This window comes from Baekduia sp. (assembly GCF_035318805.1).
Lineage (GTDB): Bacteria > Actinomycetota > Thermoleophilia > Solirubrobacterales > Solirubrobacteraceae > Baekduia.
In genome coordinates this window covers 1-20,706 of the sequence record NZ_DATHDY010000110.1, presented here as the reverse complement: position 1 = coordinate 20,706, position 20,706 = coordinate 1, and the positions used below count along the sequence as shown (strand labels likewise).

The following is a 20,706-nucleotide window of genomic DNA, read 5'->3' as shown; positions in this document are numbered from 1 at the left end:
TGCGGGGCCGTGGCTCTAGGCGAAGGTGTGACGGCGGCCGCCGTGGGCGATGAGCCCGTAGATGATGAGGATGTCGATGGAGAACAGCGCGAGCGCCAGGAACGGATAGGCGGGCAGGAACAGGAGCTGGGCGATGCTGTTCAGACCGGCCGTGGCCACGCCGACCCAGCGACCCCACTCGGTGCCGGCGAAGATCGAGAACGCGGCGCAGAACTGGAGGGCGCCGATGATCAGCATCACCCAGCCCCACGTGTTGAGGTCGCTGATGACGTACCGCGCGTCGTTGATGTAGAAGTTGGCGTTGTCGATGGCGGCGATGCCGTAGACGATGTTCAGCACGCCGACGATCGACAGCATCACCCCCGCGAACGTCGCCCAGCCCGAACGGTCGGCGAGCTCGTCGCTGGTGGCCTGGGCTGTGCTCCCGGCGGGCATGGTTCTCTGACTCGACATGCGACGCTCCTTGGTGGAATCGGATGGCTGATCGAGAAGCTATGGCGTGCTCACCGGCGCGGCATCGTACGAACCGGGTGAACTGCTCAGTCGTCGAGCAGGCCGATCGTCCGGGCGCGGGCCACGGCCGCCGAGCGCGATGACGCGTCGAGCTTGCGGTAGACCGCGTGCGCCTGCGTCTTGACGGTGTTGGCGGAGACGTGCAGCCGGCCGGCGATCTCGCGGAACGACAGATGGCTGGGCAGGAACCGCAGCACACGCAGCTCGGCCGTCGTCAACGACGCCGGCCCGGCGAGCGCCTCCACGGCGAACGTGTCTGCGCGGCCCCAGGCATCGTCGATCCACGCGCGCAGCCACACGGCGTCGGGCATCCGCGCGGCGAACCGCGCTGCCTCGGCGGTCAGCGCCCGTGCGGACGTCACGTCGCTCAGGCGCAGCTGCGCCCGGGCGAGCGCCAGCCGCGCGTGGGCGTCGTACCAGGGCGCCAGCGCGTCGAGCGAGCCCAGCAGCCGGAGGGCTTCCGCGACGTCGGCGCGCGCGTCCTGCACCCGTCCGCGGTAGGCCCGCGCGAACGCGGCGACCGCGCAGACGAGCGCCCGCGTCGGGGCGTCGTCGAGCCCGCGGGCGTCGATGCGCGTCCGCGCCCGCTCGGCGAGCACGGCGCCCTCGTCGGCGTCGCCCTCGAGCAGCGCCAGCAGTCCGAGCTCGGCCAGGCACAGCGCCTCGATCCCGGGCACGGTGACCGCGCCGCGGCGGGCGCCCTCGTCCAGGTCGCGCCGCGCGGCGTCGAGGTCCCCGGTCGCTCCGTGGGCCACGCCGCGCAGCAGGCAGCAGACGGCGCGCCAGGGACTGCCGTCGGGGGCGAGCGCGAGCGCGTCGTCGGCGCGGTCGCGCAGCGTGGCGGCGTCGCCCGCGGCGACGGTCGCGCGCAGCAGCGCGACGGCGACCGACAGCGAGGAGGTCGGAGAGCGCTCGAGGTGGCGCCGCGCCGCGGCGGTCCAGCGCTCGACCTGATCGCGGTCGCCGTGCGCCAGGGCGCTCAGCGCGGCGGTGAGCGCCAGCGCCGGGCGGCGTGCGATCCGCGCCTCGCCGATGCGTGACAGCCACGCGTCCAGCTCGGCGCCCCGCCCGTCGAACAGCTCGGTCGGCGCCACGCGCCAGATCAGCACGGCCGCCCGGTCGAAATGCGCGCCGGCGACGGCGTGGTCGATGGCGGCGCCGAGGTCGCCGTCCTCTTCGAAGAACAGGCTCGCCCTCCGGTGTAGCTCGCGCTCCAGCCCGGGATCGGCGCGGTGCAGCTCGGCGCGCAGCATCTCGACGACCAGCGGGTGCAGCCGGAAGTGCTCCTCGGCACGATCGGTCGGGCGCAGCGGCGCCGCCGAGCGCCCCAGCTCGAACAGGACCCGCCCCGAGTCCTCGCGCTCCAGCACCGCGTCGCACACCGGGCCGGCGAGGCACGTGAGGATCGAGGTGTCGGTGAGGAACTCCACGCGCTCGGCCGGCAGCTCCGCGAGCAGCTCGCCACGGAGGTAGTCGGCGACCACGCGGTCGTCGCCGCCGAAGTGCGCGACCGCGTCGGCGACGTCGCGCTGGGCGTCGATCGCCACGGTCGCCAGGCGCAGGCCCGACGGCCAGCCCTCGGTGCGCGCCAGCAGCGTGTCGACCCCCGCGGCGTCCAGCCGCACGCCGGCGGCCTGCAGGAGCGCGGACGCCTCGCTGCGGGTCATGGCCAGGTCCTCGGCGTCCAGCTCCAGCACCGGCCACGCCGACCGCAACCGTCCGAGCGCCGGCGGCGGGGCGCTGCGGACCGACAGCACGAGCGTCACGCTCGCGGGCAGGTCCAGCTCGGCGGCCTCGAGCGCCTGCGCGGCGATCGCGCCGCCGCCGACGTCGGCGTCGTCGACGACGAGCACCGCCGGCACGCGCCCGTCGCGCAGGACGGCGACCGCGCGCGACAGATCCTCCTCGGCCTCGCCGGTGGCGACCCGATGGCGGTCCACGGTCACCCAGGAAACCGGCCGCGGCTCGACCTCGCTCCAGGCCTGCAGCACCGCCGTCTTGCCATAGCCGGCGGGCGCGCTCAGCACGACGGCGCGCATCTCGGTCGTGGCCAGCAGGCGACGCACGAGGCGAACGCGGGGCTCGACGCGCCTGGGGACCGGCGGCGCCGCCGCATGCAGGAACGAGACGGGCCGGGAGACGTCGGCGCCGGCGCGAGCCAGCAGAGCGGAGGGCGGTCCAGTCACGAGCACCTCGAAGTCCGTGGGCTTATGGGACGGCCTCACTGTCCTCACCCCGACGAGGCCGGACAAGGGCGTCGGCCAGCGCGCTGCGGGGAGGCGCGCACCACCATGCGGCGAGGATCTCCGCACGTCCTGTTCCGGGGCTGGTCCCGGAACAGGCCGCGAAGCGGATCAGGCCAGGATCCGGGCCTTCTGGGTCTCGAACTCCGACTCCGTGAGCACTCCCTGGTCCCTGAGGGCGCCCAGCTCCTTCAGCTGGGCCAGCGGGTCCGGGGCCGCGGCCGCCGGGGGCGGCGCGGGCGCCGGCTCCTGTGCGGGCTCCTCTGGCTCGGACGGGCCCTGCTGGGCCCAGCGCGAGCCCTGCCGGCGCGACACGCGGTTGCTGACGGCGGTGGCGGTACCGGCCACCGCGGCGGTGCGAGCGATCCCGCGAAGCAATCCGGGCATGGTGTCTCCTGTGGCTTTACTTGGTGGCCGTCTCGAGCGCGTCGAGCGACGCCACGAGCGCTTGGACGGGGATGCGGCCGCTGGCGACCAGCTGGCCGCCGGAGCGGCGCAGCGCGATGGCGACGGGCGCGGCCCAGCGGTTCTCCCAGACCAGGATGGCCGCCGAGGCACCGGGCTCGAGCGCCGACGCGGCGTCCTGCAGGTCCTCGTCGTCGACGAGGCCCGACGAGGCGCCCTCGAACACGCCGAAGGCCGCCGCGGCCGGACCCAGGTCGGCGATCTCGATCGCGGTGAGCGTGCCGTCCTCGTCCTTGCTGACGAACGCGATGTCGAGGATCCGGATGATGCCCCGGTCGACCAGATCCAGCAGCAGCGGCGCGACCTCGTCGCCCGAAGGCTCCGTCGGCCATTCCAGGATGACGTAGTCGATCGGGCCCATCTCGTCGAGTTCTACCTCGCTCACGGCATGCTCCTCTCGGTCGTGTGCCGGGCTCGGCACCGACCCATGTTCGAAGCGCGCAGGCGCGGCGACATCATCCACTCCGGGTGATGCAGCAGCGCCCGCCACGCCGCACCCTGGACGTCATGGAATGGGTCGCGCTGACGGTCTGGATCCTCATCGCCGCCCTGGCGCTGCCGGTCGCCCTGGGAGCGCTGTCGGGCGCGCCGGGGCTGGGGCTGCAGGTCGTGGCCGCCATCGGCGGCGTCGCGCTCTGCGCGCTGTTCATCATCCTCGACGGCCCGCGCTGGGCCGCCTGGCTCACGGTCGCGATGGCGGTGGTCGGCGTGATCGCCGACCTCTGGGGCGCCGAAGCGCTGCTGTCGGACGAGCGGTCGGTCAGCGGCGAGCTGCAGGGCGCCGAGGAGCTCGAGGCGGGGCTCCTGGGCGTGCAGCTGCCGCTGTTCGGCGTGGCGCTGCTGGCCAGCCTCTGCCTCGGCGTCGACCTCGTGACGCTCAACTGAGATGACCGGCGGGCACGCCGCCGTCGCACGGCTGGCGCGGTCCGGCCGCGGGGTTCTGGAGCGCCTGCTGGAGCTGGAGATCATCGACCGCTCGCTGGTCGTCGGCGCGCAGGCGTTCAGCGCGCTGATCCCGCTGTTGATCGTGCTCTCCAGCCTGGGCGCCCGCGGCGGCGAGTCGTTCGCCAACGGCGTGATCGACCGCTTCGGCCTCAGCGGCGCCGGCGCCGACGCGGTCCACCGGACCTTCGACGCCCCCGCCGACGACACGACCATCACGCTCCTCGGCGGCCTCGTCGTCGTGTACTCGACCCTCGCGTTCACGCGGGCCCTGCAGCGGACGTTCGAGCGGGCCTGGGACCTGCCTCGGCGCGGCATGAAGGGCACCGGCTGGGGGCTGCTGTGGATCGGGGTCATCGCCGCGTACTGGGCGGTGGTCCCCGTCGCCGGCGACGACCTGCCGTCCCCGCTGGGGACCGCCGCCGCCCTCGCCGCGAGCTTCCTGTTGTGGCTCGTCACGCCCTACGTCCTGCTCGCGCGCCGCGTGCCGTGGCGGGCGCTGGTCCCGCAGGCGGCGCTGTCGGCGATCGGGATGACGATCCTCGGCATCGGCGCCGCGATCTACGCGCCGCGGGCGATCGGCTCGTCGGCCTCGGAGTTCGGCGTCATCGGCGTCGCGTTCGCCCTCCTGTCGCTGCTGTGGGCCGCCGGCTTCGTGCTGGTGACCGCGGCGGCCATCGGCTCCTACATCACGGTTCCCACATGGCGACCCGTCTCACCTGGCTCGGTCACGCCACCGTCCTCGTCGACTTCTCCGGCACCCGGGTCCTGACCGACCCCGTCCTGCGCGGCCGCGTGGCGCATCTCGTGCGCCACGGGCCCGTTCCGCAGCTGCCCAGCGGCCTGGACGCCGTCCTGCTGTCGCACCTTCACCGCGACCACGCCGACGTGCCGACGCTGCGCCGCATCGAGCCGCACGTGCCGGTCATCGGGCCGCGCGGCACGCGCGCCGCCCTGGGGCGCGCACGGCGCGCCGACGTGCGCGAGGTCGTCGTCGGCGACGTCGTCGACGTCGCGCCGGACGTCCGCGTCCGCGCCGTGCCGGCACGCCACGACGGCCGCCGCCGTCCGGTGGGCGGCGCCCCGGCCGACGCGCTCGGGTTCGTGGTCGAGGGCGACGCGCGGGTCTACTTCGCCGGCGACACCGACCTCTTCGACGGCATGACGCGCATCGGCGCCGACGCGCTAGACGTCGCGCTGCTGCCGGTCTGGGGCTGGGGCCCGGGGGTCGGATCGGGCCACATGGACCCCGAGCGCGCCGCACGCGCCGCCGCGCGGCTGCGGCCCCGCGTCGCCGTGCCGATCCACTGGGCGACGTTCCTGCCCGCCGGGCTGGGCCGCCGCCACGGCCACCTGCTCCGCGAGCCGGGCCCCGCGTTCGCCGAGCGCGTGGCGCGGCTCGCACCGCAGGTGCGCACCGAGCTGCTGGCACCGGGACACTCGATCGAGGTGCACCCCGCCGGCGCCCGGCCCCCGCGGTTCATCCCGATCAGGTGATGACCCCGGGTGCCCGCGACCGGAGCATCTGCGCCGAGCCGGACGACCGACGCGAAAGGGCAGACCCACGATGGCCACCTCAGTGACGGCAAACGGGGCGACCGACGCCCACCCCGCCCCGCAGAGCGCCGCGGCGCCCTCCCCCTTCCCGCCGATCGCGGAGTACGCCTTCCTGTCCAACTGCCACACGGGCGCGCTCGTCGCACCCGACGGGGCGATCGACTGGCTGTGCGTGCCGAGCTTCGACGCGCCGAGCGTCTTCGGCACGCTGCTGGACCGCGAGGCCGGCTCGTTCCGGCTCGGCCCGTTCGGCATCAACGTGCCCTCCTCGCGGGAGTACGAGCCCGGGACCAACACGCTCCTGACGACGTGGCAGGTTCCCGGCGGCTGGCTGGTCGTCCGCGACGCGCTGACGATGGGCCCGCGACGCGCCGATGACGTCATCACCCCGCACACGCGACCGCCGACCGACGACGACGCCGAGCACGTGCTCGTGCGTACGGTCGAGTGCATCGACGGCACCGCCGAGGTGGAGCTGGTCTGCGAGCCGGTCTTCGACTACGGCCGCGTCCCGGCGCACTGGTCGATCGCGGGCGAGGAGCGACACCAGGCCGACGCGAGCGGCGCCGGCGTGACCATCCGCCTGCGGACCGACATGGCGCTCGGCATCGAAGGCGACCGCGTGCGGGCGCGCCATGTGCTCTCAGCCGGCGACCGCATCTTCTGCTCGCTCTCCTGGGCCGATGCGCTCGAGTCGCCGGCCGACGGCGACGACGCGCATACGCGGCTCGACGAGACGCAGCGCTTCTGGCGCTCCTGGCTGGAGCACGCACGCATCCCCGACCACCGCTGGCGGTCGGCCCTCCAGCGCTCGGCGCTGGCGATCAAGGGGCTCACGTACATGCCGACGGGCGCGACCGTCGCCGCGAGCACCACCTCGCTGCCCGAGACGCCCGGCGGCGAGCGCAACTGGGACTACCGCTACACGTGGATCCGCGACTCGACGTTCACGCTGCAGGCGCTGCACTGGCTCAACCTCGATTGGGAGGCCGACGAGTTCATGCAGTTCATCGGCGACCTGGCCTGCAACGAGGACGGCTCGCTGCAGATCATGTACGGGATCGACGGGCGGCGCGACCTCACCGAGAGCACCCGCGACGAGCTGTCGGGCTACGCCGGCGCGCACCCCGTGCGAGTGGGCAACGGCGCGTTCGACCAGCGCCAGAACGACGTGTACGGCGCGGCGCTGGACTCCATCCTGCTGCACACCCGCCGCAGCGAGCGCCTGCCCCGGCGGCTGTGGCCGGTCGTGCAGGCCCAGGCCGATGGCGCCACGCGCGTCTGGCGCGAGCCCGACCAGGGGATCTGGGAGGCCCGCGGCGCCCCGCAGCACTACGTGTCCTCCAAGTTGATGTGCTGGGTCGCGATGGATCGCGCCGCCAAGCTCGCCGAGATCCGCGGCGACCCGGAGCTCACCACGACGTGGCAGGCCACGGCCGACGAGATCAAGGCCGACATCCTGGAGCACGGCCTGACCGCCGACGGCGTGCTGCGCCAGCACTACGACACCGACGCGCTGGACGCGTCGACGCTGCTGGCCGCGATCTTCGGCTTCCTGCCCGCCGGCGACGAGCGACTGCGCGCCAGCGTCCTGGCGATCGAGCGCGACCTCACCGATCAGGGCTACGTGCTGCGCTACCGCACGGGCGAGACCGACGACGGCCTCTCGGGCAAGGAGGGGACGTTCCTGATCTGCTCGTTCTGGCTCGTGTCGGCCCTGGCGATCGTCGGCGAGCAGCAGCGCGCCCGCGACCTCATGGAGCGCCTGCTGCGGGTGGCCTCCCCGCTCGGCCTGTACGCCGAGGAGTTCGACGCCGGCACCGGCCGGCACCTGGGCAACTTCCCGCAGGCGTTCTCCCACCTCGCGCTGATCGAGGCCGCCGCGCAGATCATCCTGGCCGAGCGCCTGGCCGAGCTGCGATGAGCTCCGTCAGCACTTCGCGCCGGCGCGCCGGCTCATCACCCGGTTCGGGCGATGCGCCGACCAGCGATCGCGGAGAACGTGGGGTCTCAGTCCCAACGACTCAGGAGATCGACATGGCAAGCAGGGCGACGATGGACCGGATGGACCGGGTGACGGGCTGGTGGATGTTCGCCGGCGTCATGCTCGGGATCGCGGGGGTGCTGAACGTGATCTGGGGCATCGCGGCGATCAGCGACTCGAAGTTCTTCGCCAACAACGCCACGTACATCATCAGCGGGCTGCACACCTGGGGCTGGGTGACGCTGATCCTCGGCGCGCTCGAGTTGACCGCTGCGGCCTCGCTGTTCGCGGGCGGCGGGTTCGGCCGCTGGATGGGCATCTTCGCCGCCGGCCTCAGCGCGATCGGGTCGCTGCTCTCGATCGACGCCTACCCGTTCTGGTCGCTCAGCGTCTTCGCGCTGAGCATCATCATCATCTACCAGCTGGCGAGGGCGCCCGCGGTCGAGTAGCCGGGCCGTGCCGGCGGCCCAGGTCCCATGCCCGATCCTCGCGCGCTGCTGCGAAGCAGGAGCTACGTCCAGCTGCTGGTGCTCGCCGCGCTGGTCGGCGTTCCCATCTCCGCGCTGGCCTACGGGTTCCTCAAGCTCGTGGACGTGGTGCAGACCGCGATCTTCGAGGACCTGCCCGACCAGCTCGGCTACGACCCCGTGCCGGCCTGGTGGCCGCTGCCCGTGCTCGTCCTGGCGGGCGTGCTGACCGCGCTGGCCATCACGCTCCTGCCCGGCAGCGGCGGCCATTCGCCGGCCGACGGGTTCAAAGCCACGGGCCCGGTGCCGCCGATCGAGCTGCCGGGCATCCTGGCCGCCGCGCTGGCGTCGCTGGGCTTCGGCGTCGTGCTCGGACCCGAGGCGCCGCTGATCCTCATGGGCAGCGGACTCGGCGTGCTGGCCGTCCGCCTCGCCGCCCGCGACACGCCCGAGCAGGCCGCGGCGATCATCGCCGCCGCGGGCAGCTTCGCGGCCATCAGCTCGCTGCTGGGCTCGCCGCTGCTCGGCGCGTTCCTCCTGCTGGAGGCCAGCGGCCTCGGCGGCCCGATGCTCGGCCTGGTCCTCCTGCCCGGGCTGCTCGCGGCCGGCGTCGGGTCGCTGGTCTTCGTCGGGCTGGACTCCCTCACCGGCTTCGGCACGCTCAGCCTCGCGATCCCCGGGCTGCCGCCGGTCGGGCATCCGACCGGGACGTGGTTCGCCTGGGCACTGGCCATCGGGCTCGTCGCGCCGTTCCTCGGCCGGGGGATCTCACTGCTCGCGGTCGCCGTCCGGGCCCGCGCCGAGGAGCACCTGCTCCTCACGATGCCCGCGCTGGGCCTGCTGATCGGCGGGCTGGCCGTCGGCTTCGACCAGGCCACCGACCACTCCGCGTCCGACGTCCTGTTCTCCGGGCAGACCGCGCTGGGCCCGCTGATCGGCGGCGCCTCGACCTGGTCGGTCGGCGCGCTGCTGGCGCTCCTCGCGGCAAAGGGCATCGCCTACTCCCTGTCGCTCAGCACCTTTCGCGGCGGCCCGGTGTTCCCCGCGATGTTCCTCGGCGCGGCCACCGGCATCGCCGCCTCCCATCTTCCCGGCCTGCCGCTGATCCCGGCCGTCGCGATGGGCATCGGGGCGATGTGCACCACGATGCTCACCCTGCCGCTCACGTCGACCCTGCTGGCGACGCTGCTGCTCGGCACCGACGGGACGAACGTCATGCCCGTGGTGATCGTGGCGGTCGTGGTGAGCCACGTCATCACCGCGCGGCTGACGCCGCTGCCCGCGCCGGCCGGCGAGCCGGCCTCGCCTGCGGCCGGGGCGGCGCCGGCGCCGTCGCTCACCCATTCACCCGGATGAGATGATGACCCGGTCGGGCGCGGTCCGCAGCATCTGCGGCATGGGCACCGCAGTCACCTCTGGGCGCCGGCACGGCCCGCGGGCCACGGCGTGAGCTGGCAGCCCGGATCTCCCCGGCTGCGACCGCTGCGCCTCGCCGTCGCGTGGGCCGTCTCGGCGGCGGCGGTGTGGATCACGGCCTGGCTGCTGCCGGGCGTGAGCCTCGGCCACACCGGCGCGGCCTTCGCGGCCGCGGCGGCCATCGCCGTCCTCAACGCCGTGCTGCCGCCCGCGCTCGCCGCCCTGCGGCTCCCGTACATGCTGGTGGCCGGCTTCCTGCTGGTCCTGATCGGCGACGCGCTGGTCCTGCTGGTCGCCGCGGCGGTGCTGCCCGACAACGACGTCCGGGTCGACTCCTTCGGCATCGCCCTGCTGGCGGCCCTGCTGATCACGGCCGTCAGCATGGTGCTGCAGACGCTGCTGGCCACCGATGACGACGACGAGTACTCGCTGCGCGTCACCCGCCGGATCGCCAAGCGCCAGGGCGCGGGCGCGCAGACCGACGTGCCCGGGATCCTCTTCCTGGAGATCGACGGCCTCGGGCTCCCGATCCTCCGCGACGCCATGCGCGACGGCAGCGCGCCGAACATGGCGAGGTGGATCGCCGAGGAGGGCTACCGGCTGACCGAATGGGAGACCGATCTCTCGTCGCAGACGGGCGCCAGCCAGGCCGGGATCCTGCTCGGCTCCAACGAGGACATCCCGGCGTTCCGCTGGGTCGAGAAGGAGACGGGCCTGATGATGGTCTGCTCCTCGCCGGCGGACTGCGCGGAGATCGAGCGGCGCCACGCGACCGGCGTTGGACTGCTCGTCGACGGTGGCGCCAGCCGCGGCAACCTGCTCTCCGGCGAGGCCGACGAGGTGATCCTGACCGTGAGCCGCGCGGAGGCCGAGCGCGGCGCCAACCCCGGCTACCGGGCCTTCCTCGCCAACGGCTTCAACGTCACCCGCGCGCTGGTGCTGTTCTTCTGGGAGGTGGGCCTGGAGGTGACCGCGGCGCTGCGGGCGGCGCGGCGCGACGTGCGCCCGCGCGGCCACCGCGGCGGCTACTACCCGCTCATGCGCGCGGCGCTGTGCGTGATCGTGCGCGACCTCATCGTCTTCGGCGTCCTGACCGACATGATGCGCGGGCGGCCCGCCGTCTACGCGACCTTCTCCAGCTACGACGAGGTCGCCCACCACTCAGGGCTGCAGCGCGCCGACACGATGGAGGCGCTGCGCAAGCTCGACCGGCAGTTCGAGCGGCTGCGGCGAGCGCGGGAGTACGCGCCGCGCCCGTACGAGATCGTGGTCCTGTCCGACCACGGCCAGACGCAGGGGGCGACGTTCAAGCAGCGCAACGGCTACGGCCTCGACGACCTCGTCGAACGCTCGCTGGCCGGCGGCCGCGTCGCCGGGTTCTCCGGCGGAGACGAGCAGAACGCGATGGTCCACCAGGCCGTCGACGAGGCCAGCGGCAAGCACGGCAAGGCCGACAAGAAGGCCAAGAACGACGTCAGCGACCGCGACGCCGTCGTCCTCGGCTCCGGCAACCTCGGCCTGGTCTACCTCATGGAGCGGCCCGCGCGGCGGCTCACGCTGGAGGAGATCTACGCGCGTCACCCCGAGCTGATCCCGGCGCTGCGCGAGCATCGGCACGTGGGCTGGCTGCTGGTGCGCTCGGCGGAGCACGGCGCCGTCGTGCTCGGCCCCACCGGCGCACGCTTCCTCGACGAGCAGCGGGTCGAGGGCGAGGACCCGCTCGCGCCCTTCTCGCCCACCGCGCCCGATCACCTGCGCCGCACCGACGGCTTCGCCCACGTCGCCGACATCATGGTCGGCAGCTTCTACGACCCCATGATCGACGAGGGCTGCGCGTTCGAGGAGCTGATCTCGTTCCACGGCGGGCTCGGCGGCCCGCAGACCCGCGCGTTCATCCTCGCGCCGCCGCGGCTGCCGCTCCCCGACGAGCCGATCGTCGGCGCCGCCGCCGTGCACGGCGTGCTGCGCGGGTGGCGGCAGATGCTGCAGGGCGCCGGCGCGACTGCGCCGGCGACCGCCGCAGCGCCTGCGCCCGTTGCGGCGAGCTCATCGTCCGCGCGGTCCTGACGCAACGCGAGAGTGACCGCCTCGCACCACGTGCCACGGAACCCGGGTCAGGCCAAAGCCGTCGCTTCGACGGAGGCTGAGGGCTCGACGTCCGGTAGGCGCACCATGCGGAATGAGTCGAACAGCCCGAGGAGCCCGGCGAGGATCGGCACGAGCAGCGCCACTTGAAGCGCGAGGTTCGTCGCGTCGCTGTTGATGCCGAGGATCTCTTCCCGGACAGCCGGGGGCTCGTCGACCAGGAGCTTTTCGAGCTGGGCATTGCTCACGACCTGCGCGTCGTCCTCGAGCGTCTGCGCAATCTGCTGCTGCTGTGAGGAGGGGATCACGGGGCTCGCGTTCGTCATGTGGGTGAACGCCAGCGAGAGGGTCGCGAGCAGGACGCCGCCGGCCACCGCCAGGCCAAACGACAGCCCGAACGACCCCGACGCCGAGTTCACCCCGGCCGCCTCGCTGATCCGCTCCTCGTCGATCGGGGCGAGCGTGTAGTCGTTGAGCTGCGACACCAGCAGGCCGAGCCCCGCTCCCGCGATCACCAGCGGGATGAGGAGGTACCAGCCGGAGTCCGCCTCGGGCACGATCGGGATGATCAGCGCCAGGCCAAGCGTGCTCAGCGCGAACCCGGTCCGGATGATCTTGGCGGGCCGCCGGCTGCCGGACTTCCGCCCAGCCAGGATCGCGACGGCGAACATGGTCAGGGAGAGCGGCGCGAGCGACAGGCCCGTCTGCAGGGCGTCGTATTCGAGCTTGATCTGCAGGAAGATCGGCAGCGCGATCATCGCCCCGCCGAGCGTGATGTTCTGCAGCATCTGCGCGGTGATCCCGATCCTGAAATGCGGGAGCCGGAACAGGTCCGGATCAAGCACCGTCGCCTTGCCGTCGCGTTGGCGCCGGACGAGCCAGCGGGCGAGCGCCCAGAGCGCGAGCGCGCCGATCGCGATCAGCAGCACGACGTAATCGCCGCCCTCCTGCCACACCAGGATGCCCAGCACCACGCCGCCCATCCCTACGACCGACAGGACCGCGCCAACCACGTCGACCTGCCGCGGTCCCGTATACGAGACGTCCTTGACCAGCCCGATCTGCGACAGCACCACCGCGATGACGACGACCTCCAGCAGAAAGCCGACACGCCAGGACATGTAGGTGGTGACGAAGCCCCCGAGCAGCGGCCCCACCGCGGCGGCGATCGCGGCCGCTGCTCCGACGAGCGCATAGGTCTTCTTCTGCGCCGCTCCCTCGAAGTTGCCATGGATGAGCGACTGCATGGCCGGCAGCAGGAGCGAGGCGCCGAGGCCGCCGATGAGCGCCCAGAAGACGATGATCGCCGTGAGGCTCTGGGCGAGGGTCATCGCCAGGGCGCCGATCGCATACGCCAGCAGACCCAACACGTACGCCCTCTTGCGTCCGAAGAGGTCGCCGAGCTTGCTGCTGATCAGGATGAACGCGGCGGAGACCAGGGCCTCCAGCGCGATCGCGCCCTGGACGGCGCTCACCGTCGTATCGAGATCCTTGACGACCGCCGCGATCGACACGTTCATCAGCGACGTGTCGACGACGAGCACGAACATCGCCGCGGCCAGCAGGAGCGACAGCCGCGGGTTCCCCGCTTCCTCCTGTGGAGCGCTCATGGCCGCTGCGCCGGTGACGGCGTGCTGACCGAGCCCAGCAGACCCACGGTCGCGCTCATCGTGCCAACTCCTGCGTATCGAGCGTGTGCGCCCGGGGTCTCCCGGACGCGCCGCGAGCGACCGTACGACACCCCTCGTCGGGCCGCATCACCTCGATCGGATGAGCCCCGCCACCACCGTCATCCCGAACAACCCGTTGAGCGAAGGCGTCGCGCCGGCGCTACGCAGGCCCACACCCTGGCCAACTGTGGTGCGTGCGCGATTGCCGAGATGGACCGCCGAAGGCGATGCTGCCAGCATCGCATGCAAGGGACAGGACACTCGCGCAGCGACGCGGCCGTCCTCCCATGACGAACCAAGGAGTACCCATGTCGATGCTCGACCAGGGCCTGCAGGGAGCAACCAGGGGACCGACCGGTCGGCCGGCGGTCGACGAGCCGAGCGGCGCCGGTTGGGTGCTCTTCGCCGGGATGATGCTGACGCTCCTCTCCATTTTGAACCTGATCTACGGGATCGGTGCCATCGCCGACTCGAGCTTCTTCGTCAACGACGCCAGGTACGTCATCGGCGACCTCAACACGTACGGGTGGATCATGGTGGGCCTCGGCGCCCTCCAGATGGGCGCGGCCTTCTCGATCTGGAACGGCAACTCGTTCGGCGTCTGGTTCGGGATCGCCGTGGCGAGCGTCAACGCCATCGGCGCCCTCCTGTCGATCCCGTCCTATCCGTTCTTGTCCATGGCCATCTTCGCCGTGGACATCCTCGTCATCTACGGGCTCGCCGCGTACGGCGGACAGCACCGACCGCTCTGAGCCGGCCGTTCCCACGCGCCGAGTCCGGATCTGCCCGAGCTTCCCGTCGCCCGAAGCGGGTGATGCGCCGGCGCGCTGGATGCGGTTCGATCGAGGGCACGATGACCACTACTGCCATTCCCCCTTCGCGCCGTCGCGCAGCGCGGTCGCCTGAGACGCCCGCGCCGAGCTCCGAGCGGCGGGCACGGGGCCGTGCCGCGCGCGCGGAGACCCCGCGCTCCGACCACGCCGAGTGGGCGCCCGCCGCCGACCGTCGCGACCCCGTGGACGTCATGCGCGAGGAGGACGCCACGCGCGTCCCCGAGCTGGTGCCGATCCGCTACGGCCGCATGCTCGTCTCGGCGTTCACGTTCTATCGCGGCGCCGCGGCGCTGATGGCCGACGACCTCGCCGCCACACCCACATCGGGGATCAGCGTCCAGCTCTGCGGCGACGCGCACCTGTCGAACTTCGGCGTGTACTCCGCGCCCGACCGCCGGCTCGTCTTCGACCTCAACGACTTCGACGAGACCCACGAAGGACCCTGGGAGTGGGATGTCAAGCGCCTTGCCGCCAGCCTCGAGATCGCGGCGCGCGACCGCGGCTTCAGGCACCGCGAGCGCCGCGCGGTCGTCGCCGCCGCGACGCGCCAGTACCGGGAGGCGATGCGCCGCTTCGCCGGAATGCGCAACCTCGAGGTCTGGTACGCGCGCTTGGACGTCGACGACACGATCCGTCAGCTCTCCGGCACCGTCCGCGCCAGCGACGTGCGCTCGGTGCGCCGCACAACGGCCAAGGCCCGGCGCAAGGACAGCATGAGCGCGGTCGCCAAGCTCACGCAGCGGGTCAACGGGACCCTGCGGATCGTCAGCGCCCCGCCGCTCGTCGTCCCCGTCGCAGAGCTGCTGCAGGAGGATGACGCGCGCGTCGTCGAGACCGAGGTGCGCGCCCTGCTGGCGGGCTACCGGCGCAGCCTCGATCCGGACCGCCGCCACCTCCTGGAGACCTACCGCTTCATCGACATGGCCCGCAAGGTCGTCGGCGTCGGCAGCGTCGGCACCCGCGCATGGATCGTCCTGCTCGAGGGCCGCGACGGCGACGACCCGCTCATGCTCCAGGCCAAGGAGGCCGGGGCCTCGGTGCTCGAGCCTCACCTCGGCCCCAGCCACTACCGCAACCACGGCGAGCGGGTCGTCCATGGCCAGCGCTTCATGCAGGCCGCAAGCGACATCTTCCTCGGCTGGCAACGGGTGACCGGGATCGACGGCGAGGTCCGCGACTTCTACGTCCGCCAGCTGTGGGACGGGAAGGGCTCGGCCGTGATCGAGGCCATGGACCCCGAGCGCCTGAGTATCTACGGGCAGCTGTGCGGCTGGACGCTCGCCCGCGCGCACGCGCGCTCCGGCGACCGGGTCGCGATCGCGGGCTACCTGGGCTCCGGCACGACGTTCGACACCGCCATCGCGGACTTCTCCGAGACCTACGCCGATCAGAACGAAGGCGACTACCGCGCACTGCAGGCGGCCGTCGCCGACGGCCGTATCGCCGCGGAGGCGGGGCTGTAGCCGGGGCGTCGTCGAGCCGCACTCGCCGGCAGCATCGAGACGACCTCCGTCCGGGGCGGCGCGCGAACTTCATCCGAAGGAGGTGACCACGGATGTCCCATGCCCGCGGATACTCCCGTGCATGGTGAGTCCGCGCGCGGTCCGCGGAACGTCGGCTGAGGCGAGGAGGTTCGGCTCGATTCGGCGGCTGAGCCCTTGCCGGCGAGCGTGCGGGGTCGCATGTCGCCCGACACGGGCGCGATGAGCGGTCCGAGTGAGCGCGCCGACGCCGCGTCGGCCGAGGCCGGCGATGAGAGCCCGATCGATCTCGGTGCGCCGGTGGGCAAGGAGGCACCGGTCACCAATGGGCTGCGATCGACCGGCTGGCGCGCGCTGAGGACGCGCGACGAGGCGGCACGGCGCGTCGAGGAGCTGCGCACGCGCAGCGCGCTGGTCGACGCGGCGCTGGAAGCAGGCGATCTCGACCGCCGCCGGGCCGGCTCGCTGCTGGCCGGCGGGATCGCCTTCCGGATCTTCCTCTGGCTGTTGCCGGCGGCGCTGTTCGTCGCCGCGCTGGTCGGCCTCGTGCGGCCCACCGGCGGGGCCTCGCCCGATCGCGTCGCCCAGGAGCTCGGCCTCGCCGCCTCGGTCGCGAGCACCGTCGCGGACGCCACGCGGCAGTCCGATCAGGGCGCCGCCGCGCTGCTGGCGATCGGCATCGTGCTGATGCTGTACACGTCGATGAGCCTCGTTCGCGCGCTGCGGATCGCGCACGTGCTGGCCTGGGAGGAGCCCTTCCGCCGGCCTGCGCGTCTGCCCCGCGACGGCGCGATCTTCTCCGCGGCCATCGTCGTCACGCTCGCGATCGCGACCGGCATCACCTACCTGAGACAGCAAGACGCAGCCCTGGCGCTGCTGCTCATCCCCGTCTCCTTCGCGATCACCGGCGGCGTCTGGCTCGGCCTCTCACTGCTGCTGCCTCATGCCGGCGCGACCTGGCGGGCGCTCCTGCCCGGCGCCGCGCTGTTCGCGATCGGCCACGCCGCGTTGCAGGTCGCGACGGTCTACTACTTCGCGCCGAAACTCACCAGGGCCCCGGCGCTCTACGGTTCGCTGGGGTCCGCCGCCACCTTGCTGCTGTGGCTCTTCCTGATCTCCCGGATTGTCGTGGCGTCGGCGTTCCTCAACGCAGCGGTCTGGCGCCGCAGCAGCGGCGCCTAGGTTCCTGCCAAGCATGCGCGCGACTCGGCGGGATGGAAAGGCACGTCACCTTGTTCGGACGATGCCGCGCCCGGAGGTCGCGCCTACGGTCGGCGTCAACGAACCTCAACGCGGAGACTTGCAGTGAGCGAGAAGCTCGACGCGCTGCTCGCTACGGCAGCGTCCTATGACCTCCACCACCTCTGGATGCGCGCGCCGGATCGGCCGGCGGGAGCGACGCCGTGAGCACGGCGGTCTCCGGACCGGTCGTGAGCCTGGCCCTCGCGCTCGTCGCCGGAAGCGTCCTCGCTTGGGCGGTCAGCGCGTGCGGGTCCGGCGGCTCGGGCACGCTCGCTCAGAAGGCCGAGCAGGCCGTGTCGACGGCGGCGACCCAGAGTCCGCGCGCGCAGACGACGACCCAGAAGGCTCAGAGAACCGCCACTGGAACGCAGACGACGGCCACCCAACCGCAGACGGCGACCGTCACCGCCACCGCAACGACGACGGTCACCCAGGCCGCGCCGAGTACCACCGTGACCAGCGTGGCGATCGCGCCCGCCTCGACCACGGCCGACGAGTCGGGCGCCGGGAAGGTGTCATGGTCGGGCTGGGTGCTGATCGCGCTCGCGGTTCTCGGGCTTGCGGTTGCCATCTTCGAGCTCGGGCGCCGTCGCGGCGGCGCGAAGAGCGCCGACGCGGACGCACAGGCCTCGGATGGCGCACCCGACGCCGGTTCGACGAGACCTGGCCCCGGCCCTCAGCCGCCCGTTCCGCCCACGGAACCGAGCGGATAACCGGCAGCGCGCCCATACGGACCCCTAGTACCAGCGGTGGACGCGGCGCGCGGCGAGTGCCTCGACCTCGTCCTTGGTCACGCTCAAAGTGACCGAGTCGTTCTCCACGCGCGCGACCGCGGCCGCGGGGATGACGATCTCGCGTCGGCCCCAGAGGTGACCGCGCTCCAGCACGATGTCCGCCGTCTCGCCGCTTCCGACCAGGAAGCCGTCGACGTGGCCGAGGCGATGCCCGTCGGCCGACATGACGGCGCTCGAACGGCGGATCTCGACCTCATGCTTCGGGATGCGGTCGTAGTTGACGGTGACATGCGGGTCGGGGTCGATCACGCTCCCCATGCCGTCCACCTCCTGGTACAGCGGGAGCGCGAGCACGTCCTGAGTGCCGATGGCCCAGTCCGGATCCGAGACCGGGAACTCGCCGACGCGCAGGTAGGCCGACTCCTGCAGCGGCTCGAGCGCCTCGATGTCGGCGATCGAGCAGTCCAGCGCGACCCCGTCGCCGGCGGCGCTCGCTCGCTCGACCGGCACAAGCCGCGCGCAGTCGTGACGATGGTGCGGCTGCACCACGAGGTGCGTGACGCGGCGCGAAACCGGGTCGACGACGACGTCGGCGAGTTCGCCGAACGGCGCGTCCGTGCAATGAACGACGCTGCCGAGCCCGAGCCTCATGCGACGATGGAAGCAGACGCGCCCGCCCCGGATCATCATCCCAAGCGGGTGATCGGCCTGCTGATGCCGACGAGCGCGCTCCACTGGCCCGTGCGCATCGCGTCGTGGTGGAGACCGCCGGCACCTTTCCGGTCATGTGGAGGGTCACCCGCCCAGTTCGAGACCACCACCCCCAACAACCCCAACATCAACGACTAGCCCCGCGAGCCCGGAGCTGTCCGAAGAACCGGGTCCAGTCCACCTGAAGCGCTGCCGGTCCCAGGCGATAGCAGAAGCGGCTGATGTGGCCGCAGTCGCCGGCGTGGCGCTGTTGCGGCCAGTGCCTGTTCCCGCAACCGGTGGAGCGTGGGGCGCCTCGATTTGGGGATGAGGCACCGCAGACCGTGGGATTTTGCTGCGCACGACGCAACCGACATTCCGGCGTCGTTAGGGTGGCCCCGATGGACGAGCTCCATGATGACCTTGCGGCACCGCCGCTCGGTACCGAGTCCGCGAGCGAGCGCGTCGCACGCGTAGACGCTGAGCTCGCGCGACACGCTGATGAGGCGCGACGCGAGCGTGACCAACATGAGCGGCGCCGGCGCCTTGCCGGAACAGCGACGTACGTTCTCGGCATACCCGCTGGGACACGGGCCTTGGCCGCCGGCTCTGCGGCACTCACCAACGCTCCGAGTTGGGTGGCGGCGCTCCTGGCGTTCGCCTCAGCGTTCGCCACGACGGCCATGACACTCGTTGCACCGGTTGCCCGCCAGACCTTCCACGCGCTGCGTCGGGCCGAATACGACGCCTTCGTGAGGGAAGCGCGACTGGCCCAGATTGAGTTGCGTACGGGCGACGAAGCTGCGGCCATCAGTGCACTTCGACATCTCGATGAGCGGCGCTACGCACTCGACACGCAGAGCGCCGCGTTCCGCACTTCCCTGGGACAAGCCGGGACCGTAGAGGACTCGGCAACGGGATAAACGATTGAGGAAGTAGCCGTGCTACGCGGCACCGGGGACGTGCCGCGGACCCGACAGCGCACGGCGAAGTTGCGAGCATTCGCGTACCAGCCCCCGAGCGCGGGCCCAGGGCCTGTCGCTTTGAGGCATATCCGGGAGCGGCGACTGGCGCCGGCCCGGAGTGTCGCCGGGCATGGAAAGCGGAAGCGCAGCTACTTCGCCGGGATGACATCCCGCTGGTTGAACAAGGAACGGTCGGGGACGCGGCAGTTCAGGTGGCCGCCTCGGCCCCTACCCACCGCAAGCTCGATGCTGTCAAGTGGTGAGGATGGCGAGGGGTGTACGGCAGGGTTGCGAACGCCGAGCTAACGGACTCCGGTGGAAACCGGCTCAAGGAAGAGCAGGCATGAGTTCGGGTTGTACTCGACGACCTGAGCGACGAAGCGGAAACGGTCGCCCTCGCCGACGGGGTCCGAGGTCTTGGCGCCGGTGAGATTCAGGTCGAAGACGTTCACATCCTCGAACTTGAAGGCCGGCCCCACCGTCGATTGCGGTCCCCTGTTCCCGGGGGCGATGAGGATGTCGTATCGCGTGTCGTAGTCGCCGTGATTCGCCATGTTTGCGATGGAACCGTCGAACTCGATGGTCCTGCCGCCGTACTCGGTCGCAAATGATGCGACCCTCTCATCGCAGTAGTCCGGGACCCCCAGCAGCGCCGCAAACTTCTCACTGTTGTCGGCAGTCAAGACCTGCTCGTCGGCAAGCCCACTTGACCGAGATGCGTCGAGCTCCGAGGTTTCGGACGTCGGTTCGGCGGGTGGCGCGGTAGAAACCGTGGTCTGCTCCGCGCTCGGATTGGGGGTGTCGCCTCCGCCTTGTGTCCCGACAACGACGCCGATGATGCCGGCAACCAAGATCAGTGCGAATGACGCGACCAAGACCGACTGCGTCTTCGGCCGCAATCGGCGGAAGGTCGCGGCGATGCTCAGGAGGTGGGCGCCGAACGTCTTTGGCTTCACCCGGCGAAAGTTGAGCTCCGTCCGGAGCGTCCCCTGATTCTCGGAGACGAGTTCCCAGCCTTGGTCCTGCGACTTTGCCTTCGCGCTGCTCTCCCTGCCGCGCAGCGCTTGCACGGACTTGAACTCGTACTGGAGCGGAGCACCGTGCGGCGCAGGGGGAAGAGGAGGCGGCGGCGACGCCTGGGGCGTCTCGTAGCCAGGCGGCGGGATTGACATTCGGGACGGAGCTCCTGAGTTTTCGACCGCGCCTAAGCGCACGGACTCCAAGATTTCTGGCAATCGAAGACATCGACCGCACCGCACGCTTCCTTGAGCAGACAACCTAAGCCTCGATCCACCGTTTGATCGCGCGTGGGCGGGGTGGGCGGCGTGATCGGCCGGTTGGCCGTCTTGTCGCGGGTGTGTGAGTAGGTCGGAGTCGTGGGCGTGTGCGCGGGGGCCGGTTCAGACCGTCTCGGTGGGG

20 protein-coding genes are annotated in these 20,706 nt (G+C 72.0%); 12 read left to right on the top strand and 8 right to left on the bottom strand.

Annotated features, from left to right (window positions below; genetic code table 11):
- Positions 1-15 precede the first annotated feature (15 nt).
- From VK501_RS22480 to VK501_RS22465, 4 genes are all read right to left on the bottom strand, one after another.
- The gene (locus tag VK501_RS22480; RefSeq protein WP_324341427.1) at positions 16-453 is read right to left on the bottom strand and encodes a DUF7144 family membrane protein; all 438 of its coding nucleotides are present in this window, start codon (positions 451-453) and stop codon (positions 16-18) included.
- Between the two features lie 86 nt (positions 454-539).
- The gene (locus VK501_RS22475; protein ID WP_324341425.1) at positions 540-2,699 is read right to left on the bottom strand and encodes a LuxR C-terminal-related transcriptional regulator; all 2,160 of its coding nucleotides are present in this window, start codon (positions 2,697-2,699) and stop codon (positions 540-542) included.
- Positions 2,700-2,867: 168 nt separating this feature from the next.
- The gene (locus tag VK501_RS22470) at positions 2,868-3,143 is read right to left on the bottom strand and encodes an SHOCT domain-containing protein (RefSeq protein WP_324341423.1); all 276 of its coding nucleotides are present in this window, start codon (positions 3,141-3,143) and stop codon (positions 2,868-2,870) included.
- A 16-nt stretch (positions 3,144-3,159) separates the two neighbouring features.
- Positions 3,160-3,582 carry a DUF6325 family protein gene (locus VK501_RS22465; RefSeq protein WP_349261054.1) on the bottom strand — a complete coding sequence of 141 codons (423 nt, stop codon included), beginning with the start codon at positions 3,580-3,582 and terminating at the stop codon, positions 3,160-3,162.
- Between the two features lie 110 nt (positions 3,583-3,692).
- Here VK501_RS22465 and VK501_RS22460 point away from each other — a divergent pair, with 110 nt between their 5' ends.
- The 7 genes from VK501_RS22460 (at position 3,693) to VK501_RS22430 (ending at position 11,654) form a co-directional block, all read left to right on the top strand.
- On the top strand, positions 3,693-4,106 hold the full coding sequence (locus VK501_RS22460; RefSeq protein WP_324341419.1) for a hypothetical protein: 414 nt from the start codon (positions 3,693-3,695) through the stop codon (positions 4,104-4,106).
- Between the two features lies 1 nt (position 4,107).
- The gene (locus VK501_RS22455) at positions 4,108-4,935 is read left to right on the top strand and encodes a YhjD/YihY/BrkB family envelope integrity protein (RefSeq protein ID WP_324341417.1); all 828 of its coding nucleotides are present in this window, start codon (positions 4,108-4,110) and stop codon (positions 4,933-4,935) included.
- Complete coding sequence (locus VK501_RS22450; protein WP_324341415.1) at positions 4,866-5,660, top strand: MBL fold metallo-hydrolase; 795 nt, start codon at positions 4,866-4,868, stop codon at positions 5,658-5,660. Before VK501_RS22455 ends, VK501_RS22450 begins: the two co-directional genes overlap by 70 nt.
- A 70-nt stretch (positions 5,661-5,730) precedes the next feature.
- Positions 5,731-7,644 carry a glycoside hydrolase family 15 protein gene (locus VK501_RS22445; RefSeq protein WP_324341412.1) on the top strand — a complete coding sequence of 638 codons (1,914 nt, stop codon included), beginning with the start codon at positions 5,731-5,733 and terminating at the stop codon, positions 7,642-7,644.
- A gap of 113 nt (positions 7,645-7,757) precedes the next feature.
- The gene (locus tag VK501_RS22440) at positions 7,758-8,153 is read left to right on the top strand and encodes a DUF7144 family membrane protein (protein ID WP_324341410.1); all 396 of its coding nucleotides are present in this window, start codon (positions 7,758-7,760) and stop codon (positions 8,151-8,153) included.
- A gap of 27 nt (positions 8,154-8,180) precedes the next feature.
- Positions 8,181-9,527 (top strand): chloride channel protein, encoded by a 1,347-nt coding sequence (locus VK501_RS22435; RefSeq protein WP_324341408.1) that lies wholly within the window; start codon positions 8,181-8,183, stop codon positions 9,525-9,527.
- Positions 9,528-9,617: 90 nt separating this feature from the next.
- Positions 9,618-11,654 (top strand): phage holin family protein, encoded by a 2,037-nt coding sequence (locus tag VK501_RS22430; protein WP_324341406.1) that lies wholly within the window; start codon positions 9,618-9,620, stop codon positions 11,652-11,654.
- 47 nt (positions 11,655-11,701) lie between these two features.
- On the opposite strand, the gene VK501_RS22425 is transcribed toward VK501_RS22430, so the two are convergent.
- On the bottom strand, positions 11,702-13,282 hold the full coding sequence (locus VK501_RS22425) for an MFS transporter (RefSeq protein ID WP_324341404.1): 1,581 nt from the start codon (positions 13,280-13,282) through the stop codon (positions 11,702-11,704).
- 368 nt (positions 13,283-13,650) lie between these two features.
- On the opposite strand from VK501_RS22425, the gene VK501_RS22420 reads away from it, so the two are divergent.
- The 3 genes from VK501_RS22420 to VK501_RS22410 all read left to right on the top strand — a co-directional run bounded on the left by VK501_RS22420 (position 13,651) and on the right by VK501_RS22410 (position 16,838).
- Positions 13,651-14,094 carry a DUF7144 family membrane protein gene (locus VK501_RS22420; RefSeq protein WP_324341402.1) on the top strand — a complete coding sequence of 148 codons (444 nt, stop codon included), beginning with the start codon at positions 13,651-13,653 and terminating at the stop codon, positions 14,092-14,094.
- 101 nt (positions 14,095-14,195) lie between these two features.
- The gene (locus VK501_RS22415) at positions 14,196-15,638 is read left to right on the top strand and encodes a DUF2252 domain-containing protein (RefSeq protein WP_349261053.1); all 1,443 of its coding nucleotides are present in this window, start codon (positions 14,196-14,198) and stop codon (positions 15,636-15,638) included.
- 219 nt (positions 15,639-15,857) lie between these two features.
- A complete protein-coding gene (locus VK501_RS22410) occupies positions 15,858-16,838 on the top strand; it encodes a YihY/virulence factor BrkB family protein (protein WP_324341401.1) in 981 nt (326 codons plus the stop codon).
- Positions 16,839-17,244: 406 nt separating this feature from the next.
- Here VK501_RS22410 and VK501_RS22405 read toward each other — a convergent pair whose 3' ends face one another.
- Together VK501_RS22405 and VK501_RS22400 are read right to left on the bottom strand one after the other, a co-directional pair.
- A complete protein-coding gene (locus tag VK501_RS22405; protein WP_324341399.1) occupies positions 17,245-17,469 on the bottom strand; it encodes a hypothetical protein in 225 nt (74 codons plus the stop codon).
- Between the two features lie 166 nt (positions 17,470-17,635).
- Positions 17,636-18,142 (bottom strand): DUF2171 domain-containing protein, encoded by a 507-nt coding sequence (locus tag VK501_RS22400; protein WP_324341398.1) that lies wholly within the window; start codon positions 18,140-18,142, stop codon positions 17,636-17,638.
- 15 nt (positions 18,143-18,157) lie between these two features.
- On the opposite strand from VK501_RS22400, the gene VK501_RS22395 reads away from it, so the two are divergent.
- On the top strand, positions 18,158-18,481 hold the full coding sequence (locus tag VK501_RS22395; RefSeq protein ID WP_324341396.1) for a hypothetical protein: 324 nt from the start codon (positions 18,158-18,160) through the stop codon (positions 18,479-18,481).
- 242 nt (positions 18,482-18,723) lie between these two features.
- Positions 18,724-19,245: a hypothetical protein gene (locus VK501_RS22390; protein ID WP_324341394.1), complete on the top strand. Its 522-nt coding sequence runs from the start codon at positions 18,724-18,726 to the stop codon at positions 19,243-19,245.
- 344 nt (positions 19,246-19,589) lie between these two features.
- On the opposite strand, the gene VK501_RS22385 is transcribed toward VK501_RS22390, so the two are convergent.
- Complete coding sequence (locus VK501_RS22385; RefSeq protein ID WP_324341392.1) at positions 19,590-20,357, bottom strand: DUF4839 domain-containing protein; 768 nt, start codon at positions 20,355-20,357, stop codon at positions 19,590-19,592.
- Between the last annotated feature and the right edge of the window lie 349 nt (positions 20,358-20,706).